Origin of the sequence: Curtobacterium phoenicis (assembly GCF_047238015.1) — a bacterium.
In the GTDB taxonomy this organism is placed as follows: domain Bacteria; phylum Actinomycetota; class Actinomycetes; order Actinomycetales; family Microbacteriaceae; genus Curtobacterium.
The window spans coordinates 2,235,599-2,255,262 of sequence record NZ_JBDFLZ010000002.1 but is presented as its reverse complement, the minus strand read 5'-3'; the positions used below and the strand labels follow the sequence as shown (position 1 = coordinate 2,255,262).

At 72.1% G+C, this 19,664-nt stretch carries 17 protein-coding genes and 1 tRNA gene; 14 read left to right on the top strand and 4 right to left on the bottom strand.

All coding sequences use genetic code 11. The features are described from left to right. Nucleotides 1-13: 13 nt before the first annotated feature. Nucleotides 14-1,357, top strand: a complete 1,344-nt coding sequence (locus tag ABC270_RS10920) for a serine hydrolase domain-containing protein (RefSeq protein WP_412880822.1) — start codon at nucleotides 14-16, stop codon at nucleotides 1,355-1,357. Between the two features lie 35 nt (nucleotides 1,358-1,392). Here ABC270_RS10920 and ABC270_RS10915 read toward each other — a convergent pair whose 3' ends face one another. Then, nucleotides 1,393-2,202, bottom strand: coding sequence for an SGNH/GDSL hydrolase family protein (locus tag ABC270_RS10915; protein WP_412880821.1), 810 nt, complete (start codon nucleotides 2,200-2,202; stop codon nucleotides 1,393-1,395). 23 nt (nucleotides 2,203-2,225) lie between these two features. Here ABC270_RS10915 and ABC270_RS10910 point away from each other — a divergent pair, with 23 nt between their 5' ends. From ABC270_RS10910 to ABC270_RS10890, 5 genes are all read left to right on the top strand, one after another. Further along, nucleotides 2,226-3,371 (top strand): acyl-CoA dehydrogenase family protein, encoded by a 1,146-nt coding sequence (locus ABC270_RS10910; protein WP_412880820.1) that lies wholly within the window; start codon nucleotides 2,226-2,228, stop codon nucleotides 3,369-3,371. A 78-nt stretch (nucleotides 3,372-3,449) separates the two neighbouring features. Next, the gene (gene dinB, locus ABC270_RS10905) at nucleotides 3,450-4,700 is read left to right on the top strand and encodes a DNA polymerase IV (protein WP_412880819.1); all 1,251 of its coding nucleotides are present in this window, start codon (nucleotides 3,450-3,452) and stop codon (nucleotides 4,698-4,700) included. 17 nt (nucleotides 4,701-4,717) lie between these two features. Continuing rightward, nucleotides 4,718-6,643: a DEAD/DEAH box helicase gene (locus ABC270_RS10900; RefSeq protein ID WP_412880818.1), complete on the top strand. Its 1,926-nt coding sequence runs from the start codon at nucleotides 4,718-4,720 to the stop codon at nucleotides 6,641-6,643. A 7-nt stretch (nucleotides 6,644-6,650) separates the two neighbouring features. Beyond that, the gene (locus tag ABC270_RS10895; protein ID WP_412880817.1) at nucleotides 6,651-6,860 is read left to right on the top strand and encodes a hypothetical protein; all 210 of its coding nucleotides are present in this window, start codon (nucleotides 6,651-6,653) and stop codon (nucleotides 6,858-6,860) included. 27 nt (nucleotides 6,861-6,887) lie between these two features. Then, entirely contained in the window at nucleotides 6,888-7,727 is an 840-nt protein-coding gene (locus ABC270_RS10890) for a formate/nitrite transporter family protein (protein ID WP_412880816.1), read from the top strand. Between the two features lie 105 nt (nucleotides 7,728-7,832). Here ABC270_RS10890 and ABC270_RS10885 read toward each other — a convergent pair whose 3' ends face one another. Continuing rightward, nucleotides 7,833-8,324 carry a GNAT family N-acetyltransferase gene (locus ABC270_RS10885; protein WP_412880815.1) on the bottom strand — a complete coding sequence of 164 codons (492 nt, stop codon included), beginning with the start codon at nucleotides 8,322-8,324 and terminating at the stop codon, nucleotides 7,833-7,835. 92 nt (nucleotides 8,325-8,416) lie between these two features. On the opposite strand from ABC270_RS10885, the gene ABC270_RS10880 reads away from it, so the two are divergent. From ABC270_RS10880 to ABC270_RS10870, 3 genes are all read left to right on the top strand, one after another. Further along, nucleotides 8,417-9,745, top strand: a complete 1,329-nt coding sequence (locus tag ABC270_RS10880) for an NAD(P)/FAD-dependent oxidoreductase (RefSeq protein WP_412880814.1) — start codon at nucleotides 8,417-8,419, stop codon at nucleotides 9,743-9,745. 392 nt (nucleotides 9,746-10,137) lie between these two features. Next, complete coding sequence (locus ABC270_RS10875; protein ID WP_412880813.1) at nucleotides 10,138-11,277, top strand: zinc-dependent alcohol dehydrogenase; 1,140 nt, start codon at nucleotides 10,138-10,140, stop codon at nucleotides 11,275-11,277. 11 nt (nucleotides 11,278-11,288) lie between these two features. After that, nucleotides 11,289-11,882, top strand: a complete 594-nt coding sequence (locus ABC270_RS10870; RefSeq protein WP_412880812.1) for a hypothetical protein — start codon at nucleotides 11,289-11,291, stop codon at nucleotides 11,880-11,882. A gap of 356 nt (nucleotides 11,883-12,238) precedes the next feature. Here ABC270_RS10870 and ABC270_RS10865 read toward each other — a convergent pair. Further along, nucleotides 12,239-12,324 (bottom strand) — tRNA-Leu (locus ABC270_RS10865). 174 nt (nucleotides 12,325-12,498) lie between these two features. Here ABC270_RS10865 and ABC270_RS10860 point away from each other — a divergent pair. The 3 genes from ABC270_RS10860 (at nucleotide 12,499) to mshC (ending at nucleotide 15,978) form a co-directional block, all read left to right on the top strand. Then, entirely contained in the window at nucleotides 12,499-13,824 is a 1,326-nt protein-coding gene (locus ABC270_RS10860; protein WP_412880811.1) for a M20/M25/M40 family metallo-hydrolase, read from the top strand. Nucleotides 13,825-13,909: 85 nt separating this feature from the next. After that, on the top strand, nucleotides 13,910-14,740 hold the full coding sequence (locus ABC270_RS10855) for an undecaprenyl-diphosphate phosphatase (protein ID WP_412880810.1): 831 nt from the start codon (nucleotides 13,910-13,912) through the stop codon (nucleotides 14,738-14,740). Beyond that, nucleotides 14,737-15,978, top strand: coding sequence for a cysteine--1-D-myo-inosityl 2-amino-2-deoxy-alpha-D-glucopyranoside ligase (gene mshC, locus ABC270_RS10850; protein ID WP_412880809.1), 1,242 nt, complete (start codon nucleotides 14,737-14,739; stop codon nucleotides 15,976-15,978). Before ABC270_RS10855 ends, mshC begins: the two co-directional genes overlap by 4 nt. Nucleotides 15,979-16,593: 615 nt before the next feature. Here mshC and ABC270_RS10845 read toward each other — a convergent pair. Next, nucleotides 16,594-17,523, bottom strand: coding sequence for a proteasome assembly chaperone family protein (locus ABC270_RS10845; protein WP_412880808.1), 930 nt, complete (start codon nucleotides 17,521-17,523; stop codon nucleotides 16,594-16,596). Nucleotides 17,524-17,717: 194 nt separating this feature from the next. Between ABC270_RS10845 and ABC270_RS10840 the strand changes: the two genes are divergently transcribed. Together ABC270_RS10840 and ABC270_RS10835 are read left to right on the top strand one after the other, a co-directional pair. Then, a complete protein-coding gene (locus ABC270_RS10840) occupies nucleotides 17,718-18,488 on the top strand; it encodes an HAD family hydrolase (protein WP_412880807.1) in 771 nt (256 codons plus the stop codon). A 71-nt stretch (nucleotides 18,489-18,559) separates the two neighbouring features. Beyond that, complete coding sequence (locus ABC270_RS10835; RefSeq protein ID WP_412882073.1) at nucleotides 18,560-19,660, top strand: tRNA (adenine-N1)-methyltransferase; 1,101 nt, start codon at nucleotides 18,560-18,562, stop codon at nucleotides 19,658-19,660. Nucleotides 19,661-19,664 lie beyond the last annotated feature (4 nt).

Here is a 19,664-nt window from a genome sequence, read left to right as displayed (position 1 = left end):
TAGCGTCGACTGCGTGACGACGACGTTCCCGCGCAGCTCCCCGTCCGCCCTCGGCATCGACGCACGCGGGGTCTCCGCGTTCCTCGACGCCCTCGAGTCGACGCCCGACGTCGAGGCGCACTCCTTCGTGCTCCTCCGGCACGGCCAGGTCGCCGCTGAGGGCACCTGGGACCCGTACCGCGCCGAGTCCGTGCACCTGCTGTACTCGCTCAGCAAGAGCTTCACCGCGGCCGGCGTCGGCATCGCCGTGCGCGAGGGCCTGGTCGACCTCGACGCGACCGTGCTGTCGTACTTCCCGGAGCTCGACGCCGAGGTCTCCGACGAGCGCAGTCGCCGCATCCTCGTGCGGCACGTCCTGGCGATGGCGAGCGGGCACCGGGAGGAGACGCTCGAGCGGGCCCTGGCGATCGACCCGACGGACATCGTCCGGGGCTTCCTGCTGCTGCCGCCCGACGAGGAGCCCGGCTCGGTGTTCGCGTACAACCAGCCGTGCACGTACACCCTCGCGGAGATCGTCCGGCGGGTCTCGGGCGGGTCGCTCGTGGACTGGCTGCGACCGCGGCTGCTCGATCCGCTCGGCATCACCGACCTCGCCTGGAAGCGGGACGAGCAGGGCAACGAGCTCGGCTTCAGCGGCTGCTACGCCCCGGTGGAGGCCGTCGCGAAGCTCGGGCAGCTGTACCTCCAGCGCGGCGTGTGGGACGGGCAGCGCCTCCTCGACGAGGACTGGGTCGACGCCGCCACGCGCGTCCAGGTCGAGAACCCGCAGGAGGACAACCCGGACTGGAGCCAGGGCTACGGGTTCCAGTTCTGGATGGCTCGTCACGGGTTCCGCGGCGACGGCGCCTACGGACAGTTCTGCGTCGTCCTGCCGGAGCAGGACGTCGTGCTCGCCCTGACCGGGCAGAGCCTCGACATGCAGGCCGTGCTCGACGCCGCCTGGCAGCACCTGCTGCCCGCCGTCGACGGTGCGTCCGCGGCCACCGACGCGGACGCCGGCCTGGAGGCGCGGATCACCTCGCTCGGTCTGCCCGCGGTCGCGGGTCAGCGGCTCCCCGACGCCGCTGCCCACGGCCCGCTGCAGCACGACGACCACACGTGGCGCCTCGAGCTCGACGTCGAGGGCGGGCACCTGTCCGTCCCGGTCGGCGAAGGGGAGTGGGCGGTCGAGGGGCCGCTCGCGGGCAGCGCCGCACTGGTCGAGGACGGCGCGGCGGTGCTCGTGGCCGTGCGGTTCGTGGAGACCCCGCACGCGGCGCACGTCCGGATCGCGACCGACTCGGGCGACGCGACGTTCACGTGGGTGACGCAGCCGCTGCACGACGGCCCGACGACGCTCCGCCGTCCCGCCGACTGACGGGCCGGCCGCCGGGGAGACCGCCGACCGGACGCCTAGGGCGTGTCGGAGCGGTGCTCCACGACGTCCTGCAGCTCGGGGCGCTTCGGGGAGACGCCGTCGCCGGACGACGTGTGCTTGATGCGCCGGACGACCCAGGGCACAAGGTACTCCTTCGCCCACCCGAGGTCCTCGACACGGGCCTCGCGCCACGGCCGCGACTCGAGCGGCTCCGGCGCGAACGGCGCGAGCCCGTGCTCGACGCCGAGCGTGTCGAGGACGGCTGCGGCGACGGTGGCGTGTCCGGTCGGGGAGTGGTGCAGTCGGTCGGGGGCCCACATCCTCGGGTCGCGCAGCACCCGGAGCGCCCACATGTCGGCGACCAGTGCGCCGTGCTTGAGGGCGATCGCGTGCAGGTTCTCGTTGTAGATCGCCGTCTTCCCACGGACCATGCCGAGCACCGGCGTCATCCCGACGTCCGGCCCCGTGAACATGACGACCGTTGCGCCGTCGCTGCGGAGCCGGGCGATCATCCTGTCCACCTTCGCCGCGAGGTCGTCCGGGTCCGTGCCGGGGCGGATGATGTCGTTGCCGCCGGCCGACACCGTGACGAGGTCCGGTCGGAGGGCGAGCGCCGGCTCGACCTGCTCGTCGATGATCTGCTGGAGCAGGCGACCGCGGATCGCGAGGTTGGCGTACGCGAAGTCACCGGCGCCGGTCGCGTCCGCCTGGTGCGCGAGGACCTTGGCCACCCGGTCCGCCCAGCCCCGGTTGCCGCCGGGCACGGTGGGGTCCGGGTCGCCGATCCCCTCGGTGAACGAGTCACCGATCGCGACGTACCTGGACCACGGATGACGTTCTGACACGCATCGGACCCTAGTCTCGTGGCATGAGCACGGCCAACCCGATCCCCGCGGACCTCCTCGAGCGCATCGCCGAACGGGCACCGGGGTACGACGCCGCGAACGCGTTCTGTGCGAAGGACCTCGACGAGCTCCGTGCGGCCGGGTACCTGCGACTCGGCGTCCCCGTCGAGCAGGGCGGTCGTGACCTCGGGCTGCGCGCCACGGCCGCGGTCCAGCGGACCCTCGCGACGGCGGCGCCGGCGACGGCGCTCGGCCTGGGGATGCACCAGGTGTGGGTGCAGGCGGCCCGCAGCGTGTGGGCACGGGGTGGGTCGTTCCTCCAGGCCGTCACCGACCACGCGGCGGACGACCACCTGCTCGCGTTCGGGGTGAGCGAGCCGGGCAACGACGCCGTGCTCTTCGACTCGCTGACGACGGCGGAGCCGGACGGGGACGGCGGTTACCGCTTCACGGGCACCAAGGTGTCCACCTCGCTCGCTCCGGCGTGGGACGTCCTCAGCGTGTTCGGGAAGGACACGTCCGGCCCCGAGCCGGTGCTCGTGCACGGCTTCACCGTCCGCGCCGACGGCGGCGTAACGCACCGCGACGACTGGGACACCCTCGGCATGCGGGCGACCCAGAGCCGCACGACCGTCCTCGACGCCGTGCACGTACCCGCGGACCGGATCGTGCGGGTGCTGCCGGTCGGACCGAACCAGGACCCGCTGACCTTCGGCGTGTTCGCCGCGTTCGAGCTCCTCGTGGCGTCCGTGTACGTCGGGATCGCGGAGCGCGCGGTCGAGCTGGCGGTGGATGCCGTGCGGGACCGCACCGCACTCGACGGCACACGCCGTGCGGACGACCCGGACGTGCGCCGTGCCCTCGCCGACGCGCAGGGTGCGGTCGACGCGGTCGCGCTGCAGGTGGACGCCCTCGCACGCGACGTCGACGACCTCGTCGACCACGGGTCGCGGTGGTTCCCGTTGCTGGTGGGCACCAAGGCGCGCACCGTGGACGCGGCGCAGCAGGTCGTGGACGAGGCGATGCGGGTCGTCGGCGGTTCCGCGTACCGGGCCGGGGGCGAACTCGCGCGACTCGCTCGGGACGTCCGGGCCGGCCAGTACCACCCGTCGTCGCGGGACTCCGCGGCCCGGACGATCGCGACGGCGCTGCTCGGTCCGGTGCGCTGACGGGTCGGCCCGGCCCCGTGCCGGGGACGACGCGGGCCGAGCGACGTCGATGTCGGTGGCGGATGGCATCATCGCCCTGTGAGCAAGCAGGACGGACGCAACCGGCTCGTCTCCGACGCACCGGTCGACGACGTCACCGCCACCGTGCTGCACGTCGACATGGACGCGTTCTTCGCCTCCGTCGAGCTGCTCGACCGCCCGGACCTGGTCGGCCTGCCGGTCATCGTCGGGCACGACTCCGACCGCTCCGTCGTGACCGCAGCGACCTACGAGGCCCGTCGGTACGGCGTGAACTCGGCGATGCCGATGGCCGTCGCCAAGCGTCGCTGCCCGAACGCCGTCATCGTCGAGCCGCACTTCGAGAAGTACCGCGAGCAGTCCGCCGCCGTGATGAGCGTGTTCGACCGCTTCACCCCACGGGTGGAGCGGCTCGGCATCGACGAGGCCTTCCTCGACGTCGCCGGCGCCCTCCGGCTCTACGGCACGCCCTGGCAGATCGGTGCGGCCATCCGGCGCGCGGTGTTCGAGCAGACCGGGCTGCACTGCTCGGTGGGCGCCGCGTCGACGAAGTTCGTGGCGAAGCTCGCGTCGAGCCGCGCCAAGCCGGACGGCCTGCTCGTCGTCCCCGCGTCCGAGACCGTCGCGTTCCTCCACCCGCAGCCCGTGTCCGCGCTCTGGGGCGTCGGCGGCAAGACGCAGGAGACCCTCGAGCGGCGGGGCATCCGGACCGTCGGCGACCTCGCGACGACACCGCTGCCGTCGCTCGTCGCCGCGCTGGGGCCCGCCGGGGGGCAGCGGTTGCACGATCTCTCGTGGGGGCGCGACCCCCGGACGGTCGAGACCGGCGTCGGCGAGAAGTCCATCGGGCACGAGGTCACCTTCGGACGCGACCTCACCGACCGCGACGACGTCGCCCGCGAGCTCCTTCGGCTCGCCGACAAGGTGGCGGTGCGGCTCCGCCGTGCTGACGTCCAGGCGCGGACGGTCGCGCTCAAGGTCCGCTACACCGACTTCACCACGCTCACCCGTTCGCGCACGCTCGCCGAACCCACCGACGTGGCGAAGCGGATCCACCGCGAAGCCGTCGAGCTCTACGACGTCCTGCACCGGCCGGGCAACCGGATCCGGCTCATCGGCGTCCGTGGCGAGAACCTCGTCCCGGCGGCAGCGAGCAACGCCCTGTGGGACGACGACGCGCCGTGGCGCGAGACCGAGACGACGGTCGACGCGGTCGCCGCGCGCTTCGGAGCGGGTGTGCTGCGACCGGCATCGCTCGTGCGGAACGCGCCCGAACAGCGCGCCCCGCACGCTCGGCAGGACCCTGCGTGACGGTAGAATCGCGTGAAGTGAGCGCAGCGGAGTACGACAACCAGCAGCAGCCCGCCACGCTGTGGGGCGATGCGTCGGCGACGGCGGACGAGCACGTCCCGAGCGACCACGCCGGTGCTCCGGCCCGCCCGCACGACGAGGCCGCCGCTCAGGCCGAAGCCGCCGGCAACGCCGCTGCCGAGCACCTCTCGCCGGCGTTCCCGGACCGAGCCGCGTGGGGCACCGCGTCGAAGCTCCGCGCCTGGCAGGTCGAGGCGCTCACGAAGTACTTCGAGACCGAGCCCCGTGACTTCCTCGCCGCCGCGACCCCCGGCGCCGGGAAGACGACCTTCGCGCTCCGGCTCGCCACCGAGCTCCTCGCCCGCGGCACGGTCGACCGGATCGTCGTGGTCGCCCCGACCGAGCACCTCAAGCGCCAGTGGGCGGACTCCGCCGACCGCGTCGGCATCCGCATCGACCCGATGTTCAAGAACGGCGACGGCATGTTCGGCCGCCACTACCAGGGCGTGGCGATCACCTACGCCCAGGTCGGCATGAACCCCGAGGTCCACCAGCGCATCACCGCCGGCGGCAAGACGCTCGTCATCCTCGACGAGGTCCACCACGGCGGCGACGCGCTCACCTGGGGCGACGGCATCCGAGAGGCGTTCACGAAGGCCACACGCCGCCTCTCGCTCTCGGGCACGCCGTTCCGGTCGGACACCGCTCCGATCCCGTTCGTGCAGTACGCCCCGGACGAGCAGGGCATCCGCACCTCGATCTCCGACTACAACTACGGCTACGGGCGCGCGCTCAAGGACGGCGTCGTCCGTCCGGTGCTCTTCATGGCGTACGCCGGGCAGATGCGCTGGAAGACGCGCATGGGCGACGAGATGTCGGCGTCGCTCGGTGAGCAGGTGACGAAGGACATCACCGCACAGGCGTGGCGGACCGCGCTGTCGCCCGACGGCGAGTGGATGCCCGCGGTGCTCACCGCCGCCGACAAGCGCCTGACCGAGGTGCGGCGCGGCGTACCGGACGCCGGCGGCCTGGTCATCGCAACCGACACCTCCACCGCCCGGGCGTACGCACGGATGCTGACGCAGATCACGGGGGAACGTCCCACCGTCGTGCTCTCGGACGAGGCCGCGGCGTCCGAACGCATCGGTGCCTTCGCCGAGGGCGACTCGCGGTGGATGGTCGCCGTCCGCATGGTCTCCGAGGGCGTCGACGTGCCCCGGCTCTGCGTCGGCGTGTACGCCACGAGCGCGAGCACGCCGCTCTTCTTCGCGCAGGTGATCGGCCGCTTCGTCCGCGCCCGACGACGTGGCGAGACGGCCTCGGTGTTCCTCCCGAGCGTCCCCGGGCTGATGGCCCTCGCGGCCTCGCTCGAGCTCGAACGCGACCACGCGCTCGACCGTCCGAAGGACGCCGACGACGGGATGTACAACCCCGAGGACGCGATGGTCGCCGAGGCCAACCGCGAGGACCGTGCCTCTGAGAGCCTGCTCGAGGTCCAGCCGTTCGAGGCGCTCGACTCGCAGGCCTCGTTCGACCGCGTGCTCTACGACGGCGGTGAGTTCGGGTCCGGGGGAGAGGTCGGTTCGCTCGAGGAACTCGACTTCATCGGCATCCCCGGGCTGCTCGAACCGGACCAGGTGCGCGACCTGCTCCGCGCCCGCCAGGCGTCGCAGGCCAAGCGCTCGAAGGGTCGGCAGGCGAAGGACGGGATGCCCAAGGCGAACCCCGAGCAGGACCGCCCGATGTACGTGACGCTCAAGGAGCAGCGGACCGAGCTCGCGCGGCTCGTCTCGATCTGGTCACGTCACTCGAACGAGCCGCACGGCGCGATCCACGCCGAACTGCGGCGGATCAGCGGCGGTCCGGCCGTCGCGCAGGCCAGCGTCGAACAGATCCAGAAGCGCATCGACGTGCTGCGTTCCCGGATCGGCGGACGACGGTGACCGGCCGGTGATCGAGCCCGTCGACGACCGCACGTGGCTCGTCAAGCGCGATCCGGAGTCCTCCCCCGAGGCCATCATCGACCGCTTCGGCGGCGGCTACCGGCTGCGGCGGTTCTCGCTCACGGAGTCGCGGCGGACGCAGCACGGGGTGTTCACGGGTCCCGAGCTCGCCGAGACCGCGTGGTGGCGTCTCCGCGACCGGCGTGGCGCGCACTGACAGGACCGCGGGGCTACCGTCCGAGCGGTGACCGACGAACGACGCCGCGAAGTCGGCCAGAGTGACGCTCCCGTCGAGGACGAGATCCACGAGTCCTTCGAGGCCGTGGTCGAGGAAGGCGCCGAACGGCTCCAACGCACCACGCGGGTCGTGCTGGCGACCGGGTTCGCCGGTGGACTCGAGATCGGCCTCGGCGTGATGGCCTACCTCGCCGTCCTGCACGAGACCGGGGACCACCTCCTCGCCGGGCTGGCGTTCGGCGTCGGCTTGGTCGCGCTGTACCTGGCGCACAGCGAGCTCTTCACCGAGAACTTCCTCATGCCGATCGTCGCGCTCGTCGCCCGCGAGGGCACCGTCGGACAGCTCCTGCGGCTCTGGGCTGGGACGCTCGTCGCCAACCTCGCCGGCGGATGGGTGTTCATGTGGCTCGTCGTGCAGGCGTTCCCGCAGTGGCACGACGAGCTCGAGGAGTCCGCGCGGCACTACGTCGACGCACCGTTCGGCCTGCAGGTCGCGGTCCTCGCCGTGCTCGGCGGCAGCACGATCACCCTCGTCACCAGGATGCAGCAGGGCACCGACTCCGACCCGGCGAAGATCGTCGCGGCGGTGATCGGCGGGTTCCTGCTGTCCGGCCTCCAGCTGTTCCACTCGATCCTCGACTCGCTGCTCGTCTTCGGGGCGATCCAGGCCGGTGCGTCGATCACCTACGGGCAGTGGCTCGGGTGGTTCGGCTACACGCTCGCGTTCAACGTCGTCGGGGGAGTGGTCCTCGTCACGGCGCTCCGCCTCGTCCGGTCGGCGGACCTCCTGCAGTACCGGCGTCGGAAGGCTCCGGTCGAGCCCGGGCGTTCGGCCGGCGAGCAGTGACGCCGCGCGCCCAGCACCGCCCGGCGAGCAGCGACGCCGCGCGCCCAGCACCGCCCGGCGAGCAGCGACGCCGCGCGCCCAGCACCGCCCGGCGAGCAGTGCCCGTCAGCGGACCATCCGCACCGCACGCTCGATCGGTCCGAACGACGACGTCGCGCCGTCCGCGGTGAAGCCGTTGCGGCGGTAGAAGGCCTTCGCCCGCGGGTTGTCCTCGGCCACCCACAGTGACGCCGGGCGTTCACCGAGTGCGGCGTCCAGCAGCGCCTGACCCGCACCAGAACCGTGCGCGAGGGCGAGGACGTAGAGCATCGTCAGCTCCTCCGGCCGGACCGGCTGCTCATCCGCCGTCGGAGGCGTCGCGTGCGTGCCGGCGAACCCGACGAGGTCGTCGCCGTCGAGGGCGACGACCGTGTCGAACGTGTGCTCGGTCAGGTTCGTCCGCCACATCGCGATCCGGGGCTCGACCGCGAACCACGGGCTGTGGTCCGGGTCGTCGACGAAGCGCCCGTACGTCTCACGCCACGAGGTCGCGTGCACGAAGGCGATGCGCTCGGCATCATCGAGCACGGCGGGCCGGACGGTGATGGAGGAGGTCATGCCACGACCGTACTGATCCGACGAACGACGACGCCACGGACCGACGGCGCGGCTTGGTGACGCCACCAGGGAAACTCCGGTAGACCGGACACATGGCAGATTCGATCCCGCACGTCCTGGTCCTCGGTGGCGGCTCCGCCGGCTACACGACCGTCAAGCAGCTGCAGAAGCACGCCGCGACGGTCCCGATGCGCATCACGCTCGTCGACCAGAACACCTACTACACGTACCTGCCGTTCCTGCCGGAGGTCGCCGGCGGCCACATCGCGCCGAAGGACGTCACCTTCGAGCTGCGTCGCGCCCTCAAGCGGACCCGGGTCATCCAGGGGAAGGTCACCGGGATCTCGTCCAAGGACAAGACCGTCTCGATCTCGACCGCCGGTGGTGACGACCGCACGCTGGGGTACGACCAGCTCGTCGTCGCGCTCGGCTCGGTGACGCGCACCTTCCCGACCCCGGGCCTGGAGGAGTACGGCGTCGGCTTCAAGACGGTGGAGGAGGCGGCGTACGTCCGCGCGAAGCTCCTCGACAACATCGCGAAGGCCGCAGCCACCCGTGACGAGGAGGAGCGTCGACGCCTGCTGACGAGCATCTTCGTCGGTGGCGGGTACACCGGCGTCGAGGCGATCGGCGAACTGTTCGACGTGTCGCAGGCCGCGATCAAGACGTACCCCTCGCTGGCGGGCGAGCACCCGCGCTGGGTCCTCATCGACGCCCTCGACCGCGTGGCGCCCGAGGTCGGCCCCGAGCTGTCGAAGTGGACCCTCGAGTCGCTCCGCGCCCGCGGCATCGACGTCCGTCTGAAGACCACGATGCCGAGCGCCGAGGGCGGTGTCATCAAGCTCTCGGACGGCGACGAGTTCGCCGCCGGCCTGCTCGTGTGGACGGCCGGCGTCAAGCCGAACCCGCTCCTCGACGCCACCGACCTGCCGCGCGGACCGAAGGGGCACCTCGCTGCGAACGCGAAGCTCCAGGTCGAGTCCGAGGACACCCACGAGGTCGTCCCGGGCGTCTGGGGTCTCGGTGACGTCGCGCAGGTCCCGGATCTCACCGCCGAGAAGCAGCCCGCCTACTACCCGCCGAACGCGCAGAACGCGGTCCGTCAGGCCGTCGTCGCCGCGGACAACGTCGTCGCCACGATCACCGGCAAGCCCCTCGAGGAGTACCGCCACCCGTCGATCGGCACGGTCGCGTCGTACGGCGTCGGCAAGGGTGCTGCGAACATCAAGGGCGTCAAGATGACGAACCTGCTCGCCTGGCTCGCGCACCGCGCCTACCACGTGTACGCGATGCCCACGCTCAACCGCAAGGCTCGCATCGTCATCGGCTGGATCACCGGCGCCGTGTCCGGTCGCGACGCGACCTCCCTCATCAAGGAGACGGACCCGCGCCGCAACTTCGTCGAGGCGTCGAAGAGCTAGGAGACGGAACGCGGCATCAGGCCGCAACTTCGTCGAGGCGTCGAAGAGCTAGGAGACGGAACGCGGCATCGGGCCGCAACGTCGTCGAGGCGTCGAAGAGCGAGGAGACGGAACGCGGCATCGGGCCGCAACGTCGTCGAGGCCTCCACGTCCTAGGCGCCCCCACCTGACGGACGGGAGGCGCGGTGCCAGCTGGCACCGCGCCTCCCGTCCGTTCGTGGTCCCGTCCCACGGAACGCGCGCGTTCCGACGTGGCACGGGTCGATCGACAGGTGCGGCGTCGGAACGCGCGCGTTCCGCGAATCCGAGCGTGCGTGGACAGGGTGCGCGGATCTGGGTCGGCGCGGACGCGCCCGCGACGAGCGTGGACGTTCCGAGCGAGAGGAGCGTCCATGCGCGCCATGACGTACCGCGGGCCCTACCGGGTCCGCGTCGAGGACAAGCCCGATCCGCGGATCGAGCACGAGAACGATGCCGTCGTCCGGGTCGAGCGGGCCGCGATCTGCGGGTCGGACCTGCACCTGTACCACGGGATGATGCCCGACACCCGGGTCGGCCACACGTTCGGCCACGAGTTCATCGGCGTCGTCGAGCAGGTCGGCCCGTCGGTGGCACACCTCAACGTCGGTGACCGGGTGATGGTGCCCTTCCACATCTCGTGCGGGTCGTGCTGGTTCTGCGCCCGCGGACTCTTCACCAACTGCCACAACGTGAACCCGAACGCCACCGCGGTCGGTGGGATCTACGGCTACTCGCACACGACGGGCGGCTACGACGGCGGGCAGGCGGAGCGTGTCCGGGTGCCGTTCGCGGACGTCGGCCCAGAGGTCATTCCGCCGTGGCTCGACGACGAGGACGCGCTGCTCCTGACCGACGCCCTCGGCACCGGGTACTTCGCGGCCCAGCTCGCCTCGATTCGGGAAGGAGACACCGTCGTGGTCCTCGGCGCCGGGCCGGTGGGGCTGTTCGCTGCGAAGTCGTCGTGGTTCATGGGGGCCGGCCGCGTGATCGTGGTCGACCAGCTCGAACACCGGCTGGAGAAGGCCCGGACCTTCGCGCACGCCGAGACGATCAACTTCGCCGAGGTCCCCGACGTCGTGCTCGAGATGAAGCGGCAGACGGACTTTCTCGGCGCCGACAGCGTGATCGACGCCGTCGGGGCGGAGGCCGACGGCAACTTCACGCAGCAGGTCACGGCCTCGAAGCTCAAGCTCCAGGGAGGCTCCCCGACCGCGCTCAACTGGGCGATCGACGGCGTCCGGAAGGGCGGAACGGTCTCCGCGATCGGGGCGTACGGACCGATCCCGAGCGCGGTGAAGTTCGGCGACGCGATGAACAAGGGCGTCACCATCCACGCGAACCAGGCGCCCGTGAAGCGGCAGTGGCCGAGGCTGCTGGAACACATCCAGGCCGGCCACCTGAAGCCGAGCGACATCATCACCCACCGCATCCCGCTCGAGCACATCGCCGAGGGGTACCACCTCTTCTCCTCGAAGCTCGACGGGATCATCAAGCCCGTCATCGTCCCGTGAAGGAGCACACCGTGACCGACCACACCCCCTACGTCGCCGACCCGCCCCGACGCGTCCCGACCGCCGACGAGCTCCGCGCCCGGATCCCCGGGTGGGGGAGCGACCTCGACCCGGCCGACCGCCCGTCGGTGCCCAAGCTCTCGCGCGCCGCCGGGTCCGCGACGGGCGTGCACTGGGACGTCCCGCCGCAGCAGCCCGGATCCGAGGGACGCGAGCGGTCGATCGAGCACGCGCACGTCACGCCGGTGTTCGGGACGGCGCAGCCCCTGCGTGGCGTCGCCGGGGCGGTCCGCCGGGTCGCCTACGCCCGGTTCAGCGAGGGGCGCCTGGCGCACTGGCTGCTGCTCGTCCTCGGCGATCGGATCGACGTGGCGGTCCACCGGGTGACGGACGCGCTGCGTGGCCGACCCGACCGCGTCGTGCACGAGACGGGGGTGCGTGCGGAGCTCGTCGGGCACCCGGTCGCATCCCGCCTCGGCTCCTCGCGGCGGGACTGGCGGCACGGGGCGCTCGATCCGCTGGTCGCCAACTGGGGCTGGCTGGCCGTCGCGGCCGGCGGCCTCCTGGTGGTGCGTCGGATCGTCCGCTCGCGTCGTCCGCGGTGACCGCCCATCGGACGGGAGGCACGGCGCAGACCCGCCCCGTGCCTCCCGTCCGTCCCGTCCCGCGCGGGGCGGCGCCGCTCCACGGAACGCGTGCGTTCCGACGACCCGGGCGTCGTCAGACGTGTCCCACGTCGGACCGCGCGCGTTCCCCGGCACGAAATGCCGTCACTCGTACGCACGAGATGACCACGCGCCGCGACCGACCGTCACGGAGGTGACCACACGGACGCCACGAGCGAAGCGAGTAGGCGGAGCAGAGGCGGCGTCGCCCTGAGCGGAGCGATGGCGATGCTCGCCGGGAAGCACAAACAAGAAATGCCCCCGGGCCGAACGGCCAGGGGGCATCCCGTTTCTTGTGTCCGAGGGGGGACTTGAACCCCCACGCCCTAATACGGGCACTAGCACCTCAAGCTAGCGCGTCTACCAATTCCGCCACCCGGACAGGTGTTGTTCTGTTGTACTGGCGGCGCTTCCGGGGCATTCTCCCCGGCGTTGCTGCCGAGAGAAGACACTAGCACGGGTCTGAACGCCCCATGAACACGGCCACGCATCCCGGGCGCGTCCTGCGGAGTGACGCGGATCGGCGGTGTCGGGACCGCCCGGTAGCGTGGGGCGCATGACTGACGTCCAGGGGAACACGACGGCCGGAACCGAGCTCGAGGAGACCGCGTCGATCGCTCGTGACCTCATCCGGATCGACACGACGAACTGGGGCGAGGGGAAGTCCCGCGGCGAGACCGAGGCGGCGCACTACGTCGAGGCGAAGCTCCGCGACCTCGGGCTCGAGCCGCAGCTCTTCGAGTCGGAGCCCGACCGCGTGAGCGTGGTGGCACGGGTGCGCGGACGCGACCCGGAGAAGCCGGCGCTCGTCGTGCACGGGCACCTCGACGTCGTGCCGGCCGACCCGGCGAACTGGTCGGTGGACCCCTTCGGCGGCGAGGTCAAGGACGGCATGCTCTGGGGTCGCGGCGCCGTCGACATGAAGAACATGGACGCGATGATGCTGACGTCGCTCTCGGACGTCATCGCCGCGCAGGGTGCTCCCGAGCGTGACCTCGTGATCGCCTACTTCGCAGACGAGGAAGCCGGTGGCGTCCTCGGCTCCCACCACGTCGTGGCGGAGCACCCCGAGGTCTTCGCGGGCGCCGACGCGGCCATCAGCGAGGTCGGGGGCTACTCGATCACCCTCGGCGACCGCCGTGCCTACCTGCTGCAGACCGGCGAGAAGGCCCTGATGTGGATCAAGCTCGTCGCGCGGGGCACGGCCGCGCACGGCTCGCACGTGATCCGCGACAACGCCGTGACGAAGCTCGCAGCGGCGGTCGCCCGGATCGGGAGCGAGGAGTGGCCGGTCCGACTCTCGGCGACGACGGACGCGATGGTCGCCGAGGTCGCGCGGTTCCTCGGGGCCGACCCCGCCGTGACCGGTCCCGACGAGGTCGCCCTCGCCACGGGGTCGGCGTCCCGGTTCATCCACGCGGCACTGCACACGACGACGAACCCGACCGTGCTGCAGGCCGGGTACAAGCACAACGTGATCCCGGACGCCGCCGAGGCGCTCATCGACATCCGGTGCCTGCCCGGCGACGAGGAGACCGTCCTCGAGCGGGTCCGCGAGCTGGCCGGCGACGACGTCGAGGTGGTGATGTCCTTCCGCGACATCGGGCTCGAGCAGGACTTCGGCGGCCCGCTGGTGGATGCCGTGCGTGACGTCCTCGGGCGGCACGACCCCGGTGCGCCGGTGCTGCCGTACCTCCTCTCGGGTGGGACGGACAACAAGGCGCTTTCCACCCTGGGGATCGCTGGGTACGGCTTCGTGCCGCTGCAGCTGCCGGCCGGCGTGGACTTCCCGGCGATGTTCCACGGTGTGGACGAGCGCGTCCCGCTCGACGCCCTCGCGTTCGGGCGGCGCGTCCTCGGGGACCTGTTCGCGTCGTACTGATACATTTCCGGGTCGCCGTCGAGTGGTGTCCTGCACCGCACTCGTGGCGGCGTCCTGACAGACCTCCCTCCGGAAGGCCGGTGCCATGCACATCCTCGAGGCGATCTTCCTCGGCTTCGTCCAGGGGCTCACCGAGTTCCTCCCCGTGTCGTCGAGCGCGCACCTGCGCATCGTCGGGCTCTTCCTGCCCGACGCGCAGGACCCGGGTGCCGCGTTCACGGCCGTGACGCAGCTCGGTACCGAGACCGCGGTGCTCATCTACTTCTGGAAGGACATCACGCGGATCGTCGGGCGGTGGTTCCGCTCGCTGTCCGGTCGATCGGTGCCGCGGAACGACCCGGACGCGCGGCTCGGCTGGCTGGTCATCCTCGGGACGATCCCGATCGGTGTCGCCGGTGTCCTGCTCAAGGACTCGATCGAGACGACGTTCCGGTCGCTCTGGATCGTCGCGATCGTCCTCATCGTGTTCGGCGTCGTGCTGGGCGTCCTCGACGTCGTCGGGAAGAAGACCCGGCGGATCGAGCACATGACCTTCGGCGGCGGGATCCTGATCGGGCTCGCGCAGGTGCTCGCGCTCGTCCCCGGGGTCTCCCGGTCCGGCGCGACCGTGTCGATGGGCCTCGCACTCGGGTACACCCGACCGGCCGCGGCGCGGTTCGCGTTCCTGCTGGCCGTCCCGGCGGTGTTCCTGTCCGGACTGTACGAGGCGGCCACGAGCCTCGGCGACACCGGAGCGCCGTTCGGTCTCGTCGACACGCTCGTGGCGACGGTCGTGGCCTTCGTCGTCGGCTTCGTCGTGATCGCCGCGTTCATGAACTACATCAGCAAGCGCAGCTTCATGCCCTTCGTGGTCTACCGGATCGCACTCGGTATCGTTCTCATCGTGTTGCTGTCGCTTGGTGTGATCCAGCCGTGAGGGCCTGGGAGGCCCCGTCCGTCCCGTCCGTCCCGGGTTCCGGGCCCCGTCCGGTCGTGCACGACACGGCCACGGGTAAGCCGGTCGACCCGACCCGCGGCGACGAGCACGCTGCACTGTACGTGTGCGGCATCACGCCGTACGACGCGACCCACCTCGGGCACGCGGCGACGTACCTGGCGTTCGACTCGCTGCTGCGTGCCTGGCGTGATGCGGGGCTCGACACGGCGTACGCGCAGAACACGACCGACGTGGACGACCCGCTGCTCGAGCGGGCCGCACGCGACGGCGTCGACTGGCGCGAGCTGGCGGCGTCGCAGATCGACCTGTTCCGGCGCGACATGGAGGCGCTGCGGATCCTCCCGCCCGACGACTACGTGGCCGTCACCGACGAGGTCGACCGGGTCGCCGAGGCCGTCGCGTTCCTGCAGGAGACCGGGTACGCCTACGACGTGCCCACGGACGACTCCGACGGCGACGACGTCTACTTCGACGTGAACCGTCCGACCGAGTCGTGGGCGCTCGGCGACGAGAGCCGCCTCGACCGTGAGACGATGCTCGCCCTCTCCGCCGAACGCGGGGGCGATCCCGACCGGCCCGGCAAGCGCGACCCGCTCGACCCGCTGCTCTGGCGTGCGGAACGCGCCGGTGAACCGAGCTGGGACACCGTCCTCGGACCGGGGCGGCCCGGGTGGCACATCGAGTGCAGCGTCATCGCGGGCGACAAGCTCGGTCTGCCGATCAGCGTGCAGGGCGGTGGCAGCGACCTCGCCTTCCCGCACCACGAGATGAGTGCGGGGCACGCCGCGGCACTGGCGCACCAGCCCCTGGCGAACGCGTACGTGCACACGGGGATGATCGCCTACCAGGGCGAGAAGATCTCGAAGTCGCTCGGCAACCTCGTCACCGTGCGCGGGCTCCTCGACGAGGGCGCCGACCCGCGCGCGATCCGGCTCGCACTCCTGTCGCACAAGTACTCGGACGACTGGGAGTGGTTCCCGGCCGAGCTCGAGTCCGCCACGACGCGGTTGGCGTCGTGGGATGCCTGGGCAGCGGGTGCGCCGTCGCACGCGGACGACGCCGCCGACGTGATCGCACGCATCCGTGCCCGCATCGCCGACGACCTCGACACGCCGGGTGCGGTCGCGGCGGTCGACACCGCGCTCGCGGGCGGCACGGCCGCGACACCGGAGCTCGTCGACCTCGTCGACGCCCTGCTCGGCATCCGCCTGGGCTGACCGCGCGGCGCGCTGCGCACACGCGTGTCGGACGCACGACGTAGGCGGCGACCGCGTCGGTCGCACGACGTGGGCGCCGACCGCGTCGGTCGCACGACGTGGACGCCCACCGCGTCGGTCGCACGACGTGGGCGCCGACCGCGGTGGTCGCACGACGTGCCGTCGCGCGGTTTCGTAGCCGACACGTCCCGCGACCGGCGCAGAGCGGATCGCGCACGGTGCGCACGTACCGGCCGGGAGGCCCGTGGCGAATCCGCCCCTCGCCTCCCGGCCGACACGCGCGCGCGTGGGTCGCAGGACGTGCCGCTCGCGCACCGCGGTGATCGCAGGACATGCCGTCCCGACGCGCGCGGGCCGACACCTTCCGCGACCAGCGCGGGGTGAGCCGCGCACGGAGCGCGCCAGCCGGACGGGAGGCCGTGACCGATCCCGCCCCGCGGCTCCCGACGAGCGGTCGGGACACCCGCACGTCGTCGCGGGGTGGTGGCGAGAGGTCGCTGTCCTGGATCCGGGGCGGCCGTTCGTGACCGCGGTGCCGGAGCGGGCGTGGTGTCGTGACCGGGCACGTGCGCACGGCGCGACCCGCGCAACCGGCCGCGCCGGGCGCCGAGAGCGCTACTGCGGCGGCTGCGGCGGGCGGAAGCCTTCGCCGCCCGCAGTCCCGCCGTCCTTGCCGTCCTTGCGCTCCCGACGCCGGAGGTACTGCTCGAACTCCTGCGCGATGGCGTCCCCGGAGGCTTCGGGCGAGTCGACGGTGTCCCGCGCCTGCTCGAGCTGCCCGATGTAGGTCGCCATGTCCTCGTCGTCCGCGGCGAGGGCGTCGATGCCCTCCTCCCACTCGGTCGCGTCGTCCAGGAGCGACCCGCGGGGCACCGTGACGTCGGTGAGCTCCTCGATCTTGTCGAGCAGCGAGAGCGTCGCCTTGGGCGACGGGGAGTTGTGCACGTAGTGCGGGACCGAGGCCCAGAGGGACAGCGTCGTCAGCCCGGCCTTGTCCACCGCGTCGGCGAGGACACCGAGGATGCCGGTCGGTCCCTCGTAGGAGGACTTGTCGACGTCGAACGCCGCACGCACTCCGGCGTTCTCGCTCGACACGAACACCGAGATCGGCCGGGTGTGCGGCACGTCGGCGAGCATCGCGCCGACGAACACCACAGCGTCGATCGAGTACACGTCGATGAGGTCGATCACCTCGGCGCAGAACCCGCGCCACGTCCGCGAGGGCTCCGGGCCGACGAGCACGAACACCTCGCGGTCGGACTCCGAGCCGGTCGCGCCGATCACCGGGCGGCCGTCGGTGCCCGGGCCGTGCAGCACGATGCGAGGCCACTGGATGCCGCGCTCGCCGTCGTCGTCCGTGCCCACCGTGGGGCGGTTGAACTGGTAGTCGACGTAGCGCTCCCCGTCGATCTCGCGGAGCTCGTCGAGCTCGAGCGCGTCGACGATCCGTCGGGCGAGCCCGCTGGCCGCCTCGCCGGCGTCGTTCCAGCCCTCGAAGGCGACGACGAGCAGTCGGCCGTCGCTGAAGGGGGAGTGCTGTGGCACGGAGCGGACCTCCTGGAAGGGGCGCGGCCGGGTCGTGCGGACCGCGCGCGTGGGACGTTGACCAGGGACCCACTGTAGGCCCGACACGGCGTGGACCGGCAGCAGTCCGCCCCCAGCGGAACGTCCGCGCCGCCTGCCGGAGCGCGCCCGGCGGTCGACGGGGTGAACCGGGCCGACCGGTAGACTCGTCGCCCGTGACCGCCCAGCGCCCCGACCGAGTCCTGCCCGCAGCCGTGCTGTGGGACATGGACGGCACGATCATCGACACCGAACCGATCTGGCAGCAGTCCCAGGTCGAGCTCACCGAGCGGTTCGGTGCGACCTGGACGCACGAGGACGGTCTGTCGCTCGTCGGCTCCGGGCTCGAGCGCTCCGGCGAGATCCTCCGCGACCGCGGGGTCGACATGGAGGTCGAGGAGATCGTCCTCTGGATGACGGAGTACGTCTCCGACCGCCTGCGGCACGACGACCTGCCGTGGCGTCCTGGTGCCCGTGAACTCGTCGAGGAGCTGCACGACCGCGGCATCCCGACGGCCCTCGTCACGATGTCCCGCCGGTCGATGGCGCTCGTCGCGGCCGAGGCCCTCGGCGCCCGCGGTTTCCGTGTCGTCGTCGCCGGTGACGACGTCGAGCGGCCCAAGCCCTTCCCGGACGCCTACCTGTCCGCCGCCGCGCAGCTCGGCGTCGAGCCGACCGCGTGCGTCGCGATCGAGGACTCCGCCACGGGCGTCGCCTCGGCCGTCGCCTCCGGTGCGGTCACGATCGCCGTCGAGCACATCGTCCCGCTGGCGGACATCGCCGGCGGCGACGTCCACCTCACCACGTTGGCCGGCGTGGACGTCGACCGACTCGTCGAGCTGACGAGTCCGGCCCTCGCCGCGCGTGCGGCCGGGTCAGCGGCGCAGCCGGGAGGCACGGCACACGTGCCCGCCGACGCTGCGGTGACCGAGGGCGGTGCCCGGTGAGCGACCTCGACCACGTCGGCGACGAGGCGGCGGTGACCCGCGCCTCCCGTCCGGACGACGCCACGGCGTCGCTGCCGCACACCGCCGGCGGTGCGCCGCACACGCCGCCCCGCGGCCCGTTCCGGTCCGGCGACCGCGTGCAGCTGACCGGTCCGAAGGGCAAGCTGACGACGCTCTCCCTGGAGACCGGCGGCGAGTACCACACCCACCGCGGGGTGCTCCGCCACGACGACGTCATCGGGCAGCCGGACGGCTCGGTCATCCGTGCGACCACGGGTGACGAGTACCTCGCCCTCCGACCGCTGCTCAACGACTACGTGATGTCGATGCCGCGCGGTGCCGCGATCGTGTACCCGAAGGACGCGGCGCAGATCGTCGCGTTCGCCGACGTCTTCCCCGGCGCCCGTGTCGTCGAGGCCGGGGTGGGGTCCGGTGCGCTGTCGCTCTTCCTGCTCCGCGCGATCGGGCCGACCGGCCAGCTGCAGTCGTTCGAACGCCGCGAGGAGTTCGCCGCCATCGCCCGCGGCAACGTCGGCACGTTCCTCGGCGCCGTCCCCGACAACTGGTCGGTGACCGTCGGCGACCTCGTCGAGGAGCTCCCGGGTGCCGCCGAGCCGCAGAGCGTCGACCGCGTCGTGCTCGACATGCTCGCGCCGTGGGAGTGTGTCGACGCAGCGGCCGACGCGCTCGTGCCCGGTGGCCTGATCGTCTGCTACGTCGCCACCGTCACCCAGCTCTCGCGCACGGCCGAGGCCCTCCGCGACACCGGCCGCTTCACCGACCCGATGCCGAGCGAGACCCTCGTCCGCACCTGGCACGTCGAGGGGCTCGCGGTCCGTCCGGACCACCGCATGGTCGGGCACACCGGGTTCCTCGTGACGGCGCGACGCCTCGCCGACGGTGTGGTGCTGCCGAACCTCAAGCGCCGTGCCGGCAAGGCGGAGTTCTCCGACGAGGACGTCGAGGCCTGGACGCCCGGCGCCGTGGGGGAGCGGAGCGCGAGCGACAAGAAGCTGCGGAAGGTCGCTCGCCAGGCGGCCGCGCAGGCACGGCGGGTCGCGGCGGCCGAGGCCGGGTCCGCCGAGTCCACCGAGTCCACCGAGTCCGGCGCTGGGGCCGCCGTGTCCGGGGCAGCGTCCGCCGCGTCCGGGGCTCATGAGGACGACCGGTAGAGTA